Below are 12,868 nucleotides of genomic sequence, written 5' to 3' on the forward strand. Positions count from 1 at the left end.
GATGGAAGGTTCCATAGCCAGCCGCGCCAGGCTTCCGCGTGCTACGCAGATGGCCGTCGCTACGCTCGACACCAATCCGCGGATGAGACGACCGCCGCGCGAGCCCATGCAACCGCCGTCTCCCTTCCATCAGCTCGTCGTCACCCTGGCGACGGGAAAATGGCTCTTGCTTGCCGTCGCCCTTCTGGGCGGCATACTGGCCGGCCTCGCGGGCCTTGCTCGTCCAGTGCTGTTCGAGGCGGCGACCCAGATCATCATCGATGCCCCGAGCACCGGCACTTCGAACGCTACGGCGACCGCTCAAGACTCGCTGGATTCGAGCATCGATGACCATTTGACGATGCTCTCGTCGCAAGCCCACCTGCGTCGAGTTCTGACGGCACTGCGTCAACCGCAGGCAGCCGACGCCGCCGGAAAAAGCGGCATCAGTGCCGTCCCGCCCACCGCAGGCTCGTTCGTGAGCGATCTGCTGAGCCGGGTCTGGTCGAAGGATAAGCCGGCGGTGGAAAATCCGGAGGCTGCGGATGCCGCCGCGCTGAAGACGCTGCGGAGCGGAATGAGGGTCGGACAAGAGCTGCGCTCGCGCGTCATCACAATCGGCTTCACCGATACCAGCCCGGCGCGTGCCGCGCTTGTCGCGAACACATTCGCTCAGGTGTATATCGAGGATCTCGTACAGAAACGGCGTGCATCGGATCAGCGCGAACTGGAATCGTTGGTCGCCAGCCTGCCGCAAGTACAAAGGGACCTGGTCGACGCGACCGATCGGCTGGAGACGTATCGGCTGACGCATGGCGCCGTTGATCAAAGCGCGGCCAACAACGCAGCCAATGAGACAGCGGAACTTGGTCGACAGATTTTCTTGTCGAAAGCCAATCTTTCCGCCTCGGAATCGCGCCTTCGCCATATCGAGGACCTGCGAAAGGCGGGCGCCCCTGTATCGGCCATCGCTGAAGAAATCGGATCGCCTGTGTTGGCCGACCTCGTGGCACGTCAGTCGGGTGCCGCTGCGGACGGCGATCTGGGCACAGCGATCAACCGTGAGATAGAGCAGGGCATCGCGCGCATCGCCGCCGAGGCAAACGTCTACCGCACCCAGGTTACGGCTCTCGAGGATCGCAAGAGGGTGCTCGACGCGGCCGTGGCCGACACTGCGAGCCAGCTTTCCGGCTTGCGTGCCCTTGAGCCGCAGGTCACCATCGTGACACAGCACTACAACGAGCTCCTTAGCCGGCAGCAGGACCTGATACGGCGCATCGCCGCTCCTTCGCCAGGTGTAGCGGTCCTGTCGACGGCATGGCCGCCGTCAAATCCCAGCACCCTGTCGAGAATTTTCCTGATTCCACCCGGCATGATCGTATTTGGTCTGATGGCGGCGGTCTTCGTCCTGGTCCGTAACATGTTCAACCAGACCTTGCGCAGCGAAGCTGAAGCCGAAGCCGAGCTTGGGGTCCCGTGCGTAGGACTGGTTCCTAAGGTTTCGGGACTCCACGCCAGACAACTGCGGCATCTGGTTCTGGGCCAGCAGAACTCGCCGTTCAGTCGCGCGGCGACATCCCTTCTGGTCACTGCGGCGCCAACTCAGGGAAGGGGGCAACCGCCGCACATCGTCCTCGTGACGTCCAGCATCCTGGACGATGGCAAGACAGAGTTGGCGTGGAGCCTGGCGCTGGCGGCAACGCGATTGGGAGGAAAGGTGCTTTTCCTCGACCTCGACCGCAAGGACGCGCGCCTGACGAACGAGTTTCGTGGCGAATTCGGAACCATCAAGGCTCACAACTCCTTTGGGGACTATGTGAGTGAACGCTGCGTGCTCCAGGATGCGATCACGAGAATGCCAGAAATCGGCATCGATCTGATGGCCGCTCCAGCACCTTCGGATGATCTGCTGACGCTTCTGTCCACGGTCGACAAATCCCAGTTCACCGAAGAACTGCTCTCGGTCTACGACGTCGTCATCATCAACGGGCCGCTGGGACTCGGGGGTCCCGAAACCAGGCTCCTGAAGCGCTGGGCCGATGCAGTGCTTTTTGCCGTTCGCTGGGCCAAGACGAGGCGCGGCATCGCCCGTGGCGTTCTGGAGTCGCTCCGTGCCGGTGGATCCGTCACCGTTCCGGTCGGGAGTGTGCTCACCCAAGTGAATTTAAAGAGGTACGCCGGCTCCAGGCTAGAGGACAACGCCGACCTGCTGTTGGAGAGGGTTTGATGAGGACCGTCGTCTGCGTTCTTCAAAAAAAATGCCACAGGGAACCAACTGCGTTCCAACAATCGGGCCTGCCCCAGAATGATCATTGAATTTTTCGGACCGCCAGGATCCGGCAAAACAACATTTGCGCATGCGCTCGCCCAGCAGTTGCGCGGGAAAGGCTATCGCGCCAAGGTCGCTCTCAGCTATCAGCCCAGCACCAGGGCCGGAAGCTTCGACCTTGGGATCGTTCTGTTCGTTTCCAGAATAGCATCGGCGATATTCTCGACTGCGGGAATATTTCTATCCTCGATCGGGCGACTGGACGATATTTCAAGTTCGGTGTCGATGGTGAAGTTGATACCGCCGAAGAAACGAATATGGCGCGCCCGGATCTGGCGATATATCTTGCACCTTTCGCGTTGCTGGAGCGCCGCGAAGCAATCGCCCGAAATTGTCATATTCGATCAAGGATACGTTCAAGCGATTGGATCGCTGGCGATGTTCAATGGGGGCACCGACCGCGAAGCGCTCGAAAAGGCGCTCAGTCTCGCGCCGCCGGCCGATCTCACCATCAGGCTGGTGGTGCCATCTGCGGTCGTGGAAAGTCGGCTCCGACATCGGATGGAGCACGAGCCGCCGGCGGAGCGGATTTTCGAGGCCGACTTGGACGTGAATATGAGCGCCTTTGGCGTGTTCGAATCGATAAACCATCTTCTCGCGATTTCTGGCCGAAGTGTCGTTTCCGTCGAGAACGCCGACAGTCAATCTGGGCTCAAAGGTATTTGTAAGGTCGAGAAGCAAATCATTTCCGCGCTTTCACGGATGGATAAAGGATTCGCAAATCGAGACCAGAAAGAAGGCGCACCACTTGCGCATGCTGCGGCAATCGACAGTCGCGTGTCTCGAAAGCCTCCGGGCGATCCCGCCGGTGCTCTTCCAGTGGCCACACCCCGGCGAAATAAGGACGTCGGCTCGCGGCTCGCGAGGGCGAGCGTCTTCGCCCTCTTGATCTATATCGGAGGTGCTGGGCTGACCAGCCTTGCACAACTGGCCATTGCGCGTCTCATCGGGCCTCACGACTACGGGATCTATGCCTACGTTCTGGCCTGGACCTCCGTGCTCGCCTATCTGGCAACGCTTGGTTTCAATGTGTCCCTGCTGCGTTTTGTGCCCGCCTATAGAGCCAACGGCAGGCTTGATCTGGCGCGAGGGGTGATAAAATTCGCCCTGCGGAGATCGCTGCTCGCGGCGACGCTGTTCGGGATGGCGGGTGCTGCCTTGGTCCTCTTCTTTTCAGAGCAGGCGCAACCGGATCATACGCAGAGAGGGCTTGAGATAAGCACCATGCTTGGCATGGCGGCCGTACCCTTGATTACCGCTTATGCCATTGGCGCTACGCTTGTGCGTGCTTTCGGCGGCGTCGTTTCGGCATTGTTGCCGGAGCGCATCGTGCGAGACGGGCTGCTGCTGGTATTGGTGGCGATCATGGCCGAGTCCGGATTGTGGGTGGTGCACGCGCCGCAGGTGATGCTGGCGGTGCTGACAAGTTCCGCCATCACTGTTGGGCTGGTGTTCATCACCGCCAGGAAGTTTGAACCACCTGGCCTGCGGCAGGCTCAGCCCGCTTACGAACCGAGGGGATGGTGGCTTGCCGTCCCCCCGCTCATGCTCATCACCGGCCTCGATGTCTTCGTCAGTCGTGCCGGCGTGCTGGTGTTGGGCTGGACCGATCATATCCGTGAGGCCGGTATTTTCGCCCTGGCGTTGAATGTGGCGATGCTTGTGGGGCTTTCCCGCATCGCTGTCGCTACCATGTTTTCGCCAACAGCGGCCGATCTGCACGCCAGAGGCGATCATAAAGGCCTGCAGCAGCTGTTCGCGCGGGCCACCTTGCTGTCTGCGGGCGGCGCCATCGCGGTGGCCGTCCCAATGATGATGATCGCCGAGCCGTTCTTGAGCTTCTTCGGGGAGGGCTTTGCTGCGGGAGCGCCAATCGCGCGGGTGCTCATTTTGGGCTATGTTTTCGTTGCGCTGTGCGGGCCTCAGCAGAATCTGCTGGCGATGACCGGAAACGAGTGGGCCGCGGCAACGACCATGATCGCCGGTGCGGCCGCCAACATCATAGCCTGTGCCGTGGGCGTCGAGATATACGGCCCAATTGGCGCGGCTGTCGGTGTCGCGCTTGCCCTAGCCATCTGGAACGTTGCCATGGCCGTCTATATCGGCAAGCGACTGAAGATCCTGCCTGGCTTGGTGTCTGCCCTGCTCTCGATCAGGCCAAGCGCGATTGGCGGCCAACAATGGAACTGGTTATTGAAGGCCGGCAAATGAGGTGGCCTATCCATCGATGATGTCCCTCACGACGGCGCCGGCGTATCGATCGGCCTGCGACCGCTAGCCCTGTGCCTGCAACATGGTTGAAGGAGCAGGTCGGCGGCCTGGCCCCAAAGACGCATCGATGGTCTCCCGCCCCCCGACACCATCGCGCCCGCCGACGCGGCCTTTGCATCCTGTGGTCCGTATGCGTCATTTGAAGGAGTGTTGGTGGGAAGGCGCGCCGCGTCAGCCATAGGTCGGGTGACCGAACCGGCGGTGTGCCCGCCGTCCGGCCTCCCGTGGTCTCGCCCTATGCCTGAACGAACGCATGTCGTTCTCGGCCGACGGGGCTTGCATGGAAATCCCGGTACCATTCCACGAAACGTTGCACGCCGTCCTCCAGTGCCGTCGCCGGTGCGAAGCCGACAGCGCGGCGGAGGTCGCTGACGTCGGCGCGGGTTTTCAGGACGTCACCTGGAGGTAAAGGCACGTTGACGCGAAGGGCGCGGCGGCCAAGGGCAGTTTCGATGATCGCGATCAGACGGTTGATTTCTTCGGGCCGGTCATTGCCGATATTGTAGATCCGATATGGCGCCGAACTGGTGGCGGGGTCAGCCGTGCGGCTGTCCCAGTCCGGATCCGGACGAGGCGGCGCGGCGAGCACGCGAACCACCCCCTCTACGATGTCGTCGATATAGGTGAAATCTCGCCACACGCGGCCGGCATTGGCAATCTCGATCGTGCGCCCCTCGGCGATGGCATGGGTGAACGTATAGACTGCCATGTCAGGCCTGCCCCAGGGACCATAGACGGTGAAGAAGCGCAATCCTGTCACCGGCAAGCCGAACAGGTGGCTATAGGAATGCGCCATGCATTCGTTTGCGCTTTTGGTCGCGGCATAGAAGCTGAGCGGATGACTGGCGCCATGGTGCTCGGAAAACGGCATGCTTCGATTGGCGCCGTAAACGGAACTCGACGAGGCATAAACGAGATGGCTGACGCCGGCGTGCCGGCAGCCCTCCAGAACATTGAGAAACGCGACTACATTCGACTGCACATAGGCATGCGGGTCGGCGAGCGAATAACGCACCCCAGCCTGGGCAGCGAGGTGCACGAAGTGCGATGGCTGGAAGTCGGAAAACAGCGCCTTCACCTGCGCCTGGTCAGCCAGGTCCATCCGCATGGGAGTGAACCTCGACTCGGCACAGAGCTGCGCAAATCGCGCCTCCTTTAGCCTGACGTCGTAGTAGGGCGTAAAATTGTCGACGCCGACAACGACAAGGCCGCGTCGCAAAAGCCGCAACGCGACATGAAACCCGATGAATCCGGCGGCGCCTGTGACGACGATCGGTCCCGCGCGTGCAAGTTTCAGTACAGCACCATCCGACCGCGTACGAGCGGTATCAGCCAGCTTGTGGACCGTCGAATTTGTTTCGACCATGGCAGGTCACTCCATTACGAGATTCCGCGCTCCGCCCGAGTTCGATAGCGCGTCGACAGGCTGGAGATGGCACCGCGAGTTTTGCAATCTGCGCAACCGCGGCCGCAGAATTTGCAGCCGCGTTGCCATGGCAATATATTTCGGTCTGCTGAATTCGACGGGTCCTGACGCCCGCCGAAATCGCTCTTTCATGGCAGGACCGAAATGCGCCCCAGAAGAGCTACCAGTTCGGCCTGACGCCTTGTTTCGGTCTTGGCGAACAGCGAGGCAAGCTGGGAGCGGATCGTCGTGCGGCTGAGATGCCAGCTGCGAGCAATCTCCAGCGGTGCATCGCCTTGCGCCAGGCGCAATGCAAGCTGCGTTTCCGCGCTGGTCAAACCGAACATCCTTTGCAAGGTCTGAGGGTTGGCCGCCGATGTGTTCTCCCGGTCCAGCAATGCGACGATGCTTGTCCCGTCGGGTGTGACGACGCACGCCTCATTCAGGATCACAGGCCTGTCGCCTCTGCTGCGGATCACCACCCATGAGAGTGATCCCGGCTGGAAATGGACCGGAACATTCGCGACCAGCCGCCTTAGCCCCGCGGACAGCTCGACGGCCGTGTCAGCCGCTTCGCCCTGCCGCTCAAGCGTGTCTTGCGCGGCTGTATTCCACTCGATTACTTTCCTGTCGCGGTCCAGCACAAGATAGCCGCAGCCGATGCGCTCAAGCATGCCGGTTATGGATTCCAAACTGCGTCGCTGCGGCCCGCCAGGTCTGGCGTCTGGCCGATCCGAAAGATGTATCGGACGTGCGTGACGAGTATCTTTCAATACAATGTATTGGCTGACTGCAACGGTTTCGTTGCGCCTCTCGATCAGTGTCATCGCTTCTACCCCAACCCTAGTTGCTACCGACCCAAGTAAATTTTGCGTGATTTACTTGCCTTTAAATTCCGCCTGCTGGCGGGAACGCGCTCCTTCCACTCGAATTTCGACACAACCGTAGAAATCTGCGGAAGGTTTTTCCGCAGCGTTCCTTGAATATGGCTTCCTGAAGTGCCCTGCCGATCCTGATTCTATTCGCAGGCAAAGGCATGGCAATCGGGCAGTGGTATTAGGCTGCCCCCTAGCGGCCTAGTCTCGACGAGCTAGACATAAGGTTGTAGTCTGGGCGCATGGGTTTGTATCTGCGCTGGCTCAAATCGAACGTGTCAAGCACCCCGTCGGCTCATGTGGCTTCGCTATTGGTGCTTGCAGGATCGATAATACTCGAAGCGATAAGTACGATATATGTCGGCCAGGGTGCGACGTTTATTGCGTTTATCCCCGTAATTATTGTTATCGTGTACCTCGAAGGGCGGTTGGTTGCCATCGCGGCAACGCTTCTCATGGCCGCCGCCGGCTTGTGGATGCGGCGCGTCCTCAACGCCCAACTCTCAGCTGAAGATTGGACGAGCGCTATCTTCCTTCTGGTCTCGGGTGGCCTGATCGCATCCGTGTTCCATCGCCTGCGACAGGATTTGCGCGGGGCGCTCGAGGTTGCGGAGGCGAGGCTCGCTGCCATCGATGCAGCCGAGAGCCGCTATCGTTGGGCCTTCGAGCGCGCTGCCTTGGGTTTTGCAAATGCCAATCGACGTGGCGAACTGTTGCAATCGAACAGACGTTTTTATGAGATGACCGGCTATGGAGAAAAGGAACTTGCCCAGCTGAAGCTGGAAGGACTCGTTCTTCCTGACGATCGAGATGCCGTGCGGGCCTTGTTGAAGGATCTGGATAATGGCGCCGCGTCGTCCGCTGCCGATATTCGCGTCTTGCGCAAGGACGGCAAGGCATTCTGGGCCCGTCTGGCCCTGTCCTCGTCGCGGCCTGACGAGGCATCCACCGAAAGCGTGTTCGTGGTGGTCGACGATATTTCCGAGCGACGAGCCGCACGCGAGGCCCTCCGGGCTCAGAAGGAATGGCTCGATCTCGCTCTGTCTGCCGGACGCCTGGGCACGTGGCGGATAGATATCAAGGAGGGGACGGTCGCGGGCTCCGGCAAGTTCTGGGACATTCTCGGCCTGCCCTCCAAGCCCGTGCGCCCCTTGGAAGAACTCTCGGCCGTGGTACATCCGGCCGACTGGCCGAAATTGGCTGCCTCGGCAAAACCCTCGCAGGCAGTGAACTACGACGTCGAGATTCGTGTCAGGCGGACGGATGGGCACATACGCTGGGTTGCTCTGCGCGGACGGCAGGAAGAACACGGCGACCGCGCAATGCGCATCGGGGTGGCGGCCGATCTGACCGAACGTCGACAGACCACGCTTCTTCGCGCCGCCGTGAAGAAGCACGAGCGCATCATGCTCGAAGACCGCCATCGGTTCAGCAATTTGTTCCCGGTGATCACGGCCCTGGTAAAAATGATCAATGTTCCCGAGAACGACGTTGCCAAATACAAGGAGATGCTGATCGATCGGATCAGAACGCTGGAAGCGACGCATCTCATCCTGTCTCGTCATAAGAGCCTGTCGGGGATGCTCCACGATCTCGTGGCTCAGGAGTTGCAGCCCTTCAAGGAGACACGGGACATAACGGTCAGTGGCCCCTCACTCACAGTGCCGAGCGGCGTCGCAGAGAGCTTTGCGATGATCCTTCACGAACTGACGACAAACTCCGTGAAACACGGTGCGTTGGGTGAATCACAAGGCAAGGTCGGAGTTAAGTGGCAATTCGCATCCGACGGCGCAGGGGACGATCTGGTTTTCGATTGGGTGGAATCGGGAGGTCGGAAGAACTCAAACGTCGTGCGCCACGGGTTCGGGTCCATGATAATCGGCGTGGACGGCACGCCGCTTGTCGGGCATTCGCCGAAATTGGAAATATCGGAATATGGACTGCGATATTCGTTGCGGTTATCGCGGAAGGAAATTGAGCTGTAGTTCTTGCCGCTCCGAAAGCGCGCCGGTTTCTTCGGGCGCGCCCAAGTCTATCCCATGCATGTCGGCCCGAACCGCTTCCCGCTTCGGGTGGCAAACATCAGTTCACGTTTCTCGACATCCACGTTTGCAGCAAAACGGCTGCTTCAGTCCGGTTTCGCACCCCGAGCTCGCGCAGAATGGCGGCGGCATGGATTTTCGTTGTCGCTTCGGCAATGTCCAGATTGCGGGCGATCTCCTTGTTCGAGTACCCTTCCGCCATCAGCTTGAGGACGTCCCTTTGCCTCGATGTCAGTCTGCCAAGATCGCTTGAGCTCATGCGATGACGGATTGGATTTTTCGCCGAGGGGAGGGCTGCATACGCTCTCTGGTCGGCAGACGTTCGAGACAAGAGTGATGGTACATAGATCCGGCCAGCAAGGATCTCATTTACCGCCAGAACGACTTCTTCGTCTTTCTGCGATTTGACGATGTAACCGTGAAGCCCGATCGACAGAGCGGTCAGGATCTCCGAGCGGGAATCGTCCCCGGAAACGATCGCAAAACGTGTGTGAGGATACGCAGAGAGAACGTCGCTGAGCACCTCCTGGTTAACCAGCCCAGGCATGTTCAGGTCGAGGATCGCAAGATCGATGGATGCCTGCTCCTCCAGAAGATTGACCACAGCATCGAAACACGCGGCCTCGAATATTTCGGCGTTTGGAATTCCAGCCGAAAGTGCCAGCCGAAGGCCGCGACGATACAAGCCGTGATCGTCGGCGATGACGATCCGATACATTGAACTACCCCAACGCGTTGCCCGGTTCCCGACGAGAATACCCGCTGGAACCTCCCATTCCTCTGTGATGATCGGAACCGCGGTGAGTCCAAAGTCGTAGCCAACCGCTGGTCATCACATCACTGTGATGGTCGCAGCGTCCCAACCCACGCACATCACACATGGCTAATATAATACTAATTTGTGAGAGCCGTCGTTATTTTTTTTAACGCTGGCGTCCCGTGCCTGCCTGCCGAGCGATATCGAGCGCCCGTCTCCAATGTTCGGTGTGCGCCAGGGTGTTTTGATGGCGGCACCTGCCTTCACCGAGGGCGCGCGGGACGGTTCCGGCACTTGGCGGATCGCTGCTTTTTGATCGCAGGACTCGTTCGGCTTCATTGGTCTCATGGCCAGGTCCAGATGCTTGGGTCCGTCCTTGACCTCGCGATTATCTAATACCGGAAACGCTTTGGATCGGTACCATTCGAATGCACGACGACAGCCGCCCCGGCTGTCACATACCCTTCAAGTATGATGTTCGGATTGCCGCCGAGGGTCGAGCCGGATTTGACGGAATGCCAGGTCCGAATGAGCTCGAACACGAAATGCCCGGACACAGGCAACTGCAAATCAGGAGGATCGGATGAAAGCGGTGATTCAATGTGGTGGGATGGGTACGCGCCTTCGGCCCTTCACCTCGGTCCTACCGAAACCCTTGATGCCGATAGGAGCCAGGCCCGTTCTTGAGCTGCTTCTGAAGTGGCTGCGGCGCAACGGCATCGAGGAGGTCTATATCACGACCGGGTATCTCGGGCACCTGATCCGCAGCGTCTGCGGCGACGGATCGCAATGGAATCTGAAGATCAAATACACGCAGGAAATGGAGCCATTGGGCACCATCGGGCCTCTCTCTCTGATCAGGGATGAACTGAACGACACCTTTGTCGTGCTCAACGGCGATGTTCTTACCGACCTGAGCCTCAGCCGGTTTGTGGCGGCGCACCGCATGCACAAGGATCCGGTTACGATCGCTACGGCCTGCCGCCTCATCAAGATGGATTTCGGCGTCATCGACGAGGTCGACAATGCCGTTCAGCTCTTCCGGGAAAAGCCGACGCTTTCCCACCTCGTCAGCATGGGGATTTACTGCATGAACCCGGATGTCCTGCGGTTCATTCCTTCCGGCATCCCATTCGGGTTCGATGACCTGATGCTGCAGATGATGCAGGGCGGCACGACCGTACACGTGTACAAGCATGACGGTCTCTGGCTCGATATCGGTCGCGTCGACGACTTCCAGAATGCGCAGGCGATTGCCTGGGAAGAGCAGTCGACCTCGATCGAGGTCGCGGCCGCGGCCGCATGAAAATCCGGATGTAGAGGCCGAACCCACCACAAGGATTTTTAGGAGGTCAACATGCTCTTGGTAAGCGCCCCGATCCTAGGCGTGCCGGAGAAGGCAGCCCTGTCAAAGGTGATTGACAGCGGCTGGCTTACCATGGGTGAGCAGGTGCGCGCTTTCGAACTGGCCTTTGCCGATATGCATGGCGCGCGAGATTGCGTGGCGGTCGGTTCCTGCACCGCGGCGCTTCATCTCATCCTGCATGCACTGGGAATAGGACCTGGCGACGAAGTACTGGTCCCGTCGCTGACTTTCGTGGCGACCGCGAATGCGGTGCTTTATGTAGGGGCGACTCCGGTCTTCGTCGATATCGAGTCGGTCGACGTGCCGTTGATGTCGCTCGCGGAAGCCGAAGCGCGGTGCACATCACGCACAAAGGCGGTCATCCTCGTTCACTTCGCGGGCTATCTCGCCAATCGGGAACAATGGCAGCGGTTCGCCCGGGTTCGAGGGCTCCATATCATCGAGGACGCCGCGCATGCGCCCGGCCTGAGGGAAGTGGGGACGTTCGGCACAGCGGCCGCCTTCAGCTTCTACGGCAACAAGAACATGACAACGGCGGAAGGGGGCGCCGTGATCGCTCGCGATTCCGATCTGCTAGACAGAATCCGCCAGGCCCGCGGGCACGGGATGACCAGCGGGACCCATCAGCGGCTGAACAGCCGTACCCCGCAATATGATGTCACGATGCTCGGGTTCAACTACCGCATGGACGAGATGCGGGCGGCGATTGGGCTGGTCCAGCTGCAGAACCTGCAAGAGTGGAACGAGATCAGACGTATCCTGGCCGTCCTGTATCGGCGCCTCATCGCGGAGCATTGCCCGGCCGTGACCATTCCATTCAGCGAACCCCGGACGTCGGCTCACCACATCATGCCGGTCCTTCTGCCGCGCTACGCAAGGCGGCAGGACGTGATCGACGAATTGCGGACGCAGGGGATACAGACCACGATTCACTATCCGCCGGTGCACCAAATGACGTTCTATCGCGAGCGTTATCCCGGCATCACTCTGCCGCGTACAGAGGACTTTGCTCAGCGAGAACTGACAATCCCATTGCACCCCCAGATCACCTCGACTGTCGCCGAGGCGGTTGTGGCTGCACTCGCAAGCGCACTCAACGGCGACGCCCAAGCAGGAACTGCGGCATGAGCGCACTGGACCTTTCCCTTCACCGGCACTTCGTCTCAAGCACCGCTCACGGCTTGGCAAGACGCTCGATCGATCTCGTGGTCGCGGGCGCCGCGCTCATCATATTTGCACCGCTGATGCTTTTGATCGCCGGCGCGCTTCTACTCGAAGGCGGTGGCTCGATCTTGTTCGCACAGACCCGCATGGGAGCTGGTGGCCGACCCTTCCGCATGTACAAATTTCGCAAGTTCGGTGTGAACTGCGATTCCCAAGGCCTTGCACTGACCGTCGTGGGCGACAGCCGTATGACGACGGTGGGCCGGTTCCTCGCGGCAACAAAATTCGACGAACTGCCGCAGCTGTGGAACGTCCTCAAAGGCGAGATGGCGATCGTCGGGCCACGACCCGAGAGCATGGCTTTCGCCGATTGTTTCCGCGGCGGCCTCGAGGCCGTCCTGCAATACAAGCCCGGCCTGCTGGGGCCAACCCAGGTTCTCTTCCGGCACGAGGCGCATTTCTTCCCCCGATCCGCGGATCCGATCCTGTTTTATCGGGAGGTTATGTTCCCCGCCAAGGCCAGACTCGACCTCTCCTATTATCCGCAGCGCACCATCGTCTCCGACATCGTGTGGATGGCGCGTGGCGTCCTGGCGGTTGTCGGCTGGGTTCCATCACAGCCGATCGACGTATGAACCCCAAAAGGAAAGCGCTCCAGTCAGCCAAGGGAATGCGCAGTC

Annotated in this window: 9 protein-coding genes; 6 read left to right on the top strand and 3 right to left on the bottom strand. The window is 60.1% G+C overall.

Translation table 11 applies throughout. The annotated features are described in order from the left end of the window. Position 1 precedes the first annotated feature (1 nt). Complete coding sequence (locus FJV83_RS00605) at positions 2-2,206, top strand: exopolysaccharide transport family protein (RefSeq protein ID WP_095776093.1); 2,205 nt, start codon at positions 2-4, stop codon at positions 2,204-2,206. Positions 2,207-2,284: 78 nt separating this feature from the next. Then, complete coding sequence (locus FJV83_RS00610) at positions 2,285-4,519, top strand: polysaccharide biosynthesis C-terminal domain-containing protein (RefSeq protein ID WP_142887178.1); 2,235 nt, start codon at positions 2,285-2,287, stop codon at positions 4,517-4,519. A 295-nt stretch (positions 4,520-4,814) separates the two neighbouring features. On the opposite strand, the gene FJV83_RS00615 is transcribed toward FJV83_RS00610, so the two are convergent. After that, positions 4,815-5,876: an NAD-dependent epimerase gene (locus FJV83_RS00615; protein ID WP_142887189.1), complete on the bottom strand. Its 1,062-nt coding sequence runs from the start codon at positions 5,874-5,876 to the stop codon at positions 4,815-4,817. 257 nt (positions 5,877-6,133) lie between these two features. Continuing rightward, on the bottom strand, positions 6,134-6,811 hold the full coding sequence (locus tag FJV83_RS00620; protein ID WP_142887177.1) for a helix-turn-helix transcriptional regulator: 678 nt from the start codon (positions 6,809-6,811) through the stop codon (positions 6,134-6,136). Positions 6,812-7,101: 290 nt separating this feature from the next. Here FJV83_RS00620 and FJV83_RS00625 point away from each other — a divergent pair, with 290 nt between their 5' ends. Beyond that, complete coding sequence (locus FJV83_RS00625; protein WP_142887176.1) at positions 7,102-8,844, top strand: PAS domain S-box protein; 1,743 nt, start codon at positions 7,102-7,104, stop codon at positions 8,842-8,844. 97 nt (positions 8,845-8,941) lie between these two features. Here the strand turns inward: FJV83_RS00625 and FJV83_RS00630 are convergent, their stop codons facing one another. Then, positions 8,942-9,619 carry a response regulator transcription factor gene (locus tag FJV83_RS00630; protein ID WP_142878323.1) on the bottom strand — a complete coding sequence of 226 codons (678 nt, stop codon included), beginning with the start codon at positions 9,617-9,619 and terminating at the stop codon, positions 8,942-8,944. A gap of 622 nt (positions 9,620-10,241) precedes the next feature. Between FJV83_RS00630 and FJV83_RS00635 the strand changes: the two genes are divergently transcribed. Genes FJV83_RS00635 through FJV83_RS00645 form a run of 3 tightly spaced genes read left to right on the top strand, consistent with a single transcriptional unit; the run spans position 10,242 to position 12,823 of the window. Further along, positions 10,242-10,964 carry a sugar phosphate nucleotidyltransferase gene (locus FJV83_RS00635; RefSeq protein ID WP_019860119.1) on the top strand — a complete coding sequence of 241 codons (723 nt, stop codon included), beginning with the start codon at positions 10,242-10,244 and terminating at the stop codon, positions 10,962-10,964. 51 nt (positions 10,965-11,015) lie between these two features. Beyond that, positions 11,016-12,152, top strand: coding sequence for a DegT/DnrJ/EryC1/StrS family aminotransferase (locus FJV83_RS00640; RefSeq protein WP_095776088.1), 1,137 nt, complete (start codon positions 11,016-11,018; stop codon positions 12,150-12,152). After that, on the top strand, positions 12,149-12,823 hold the full coding sequence (locus FJV83_RS00645; RefSeq protein ID WP_095776087.1) for a sugar transferase: 675 nt from the start codon (positions 12,149-12,151) through the stop codon (positions 12,821-12,823). The genes FJV83_RS00640 and FJV83_RS00645 overlap by 4 nt, the downstream gene beginning before the upstream one ends. The last annotated feature ends 45 nt before the right edge of the window (positions 12,824-12,868 follow it).

The organism is Mesorhizobium sp. WSM4307, from assembly GCF_007003945.1.
Taxonomy (GTDB): domain Bacteria; phylum Pseudomonadota; class Alphaproteobacteria; order Rhizobiales; family Rhizobiaceae; genus Mesorhizobium.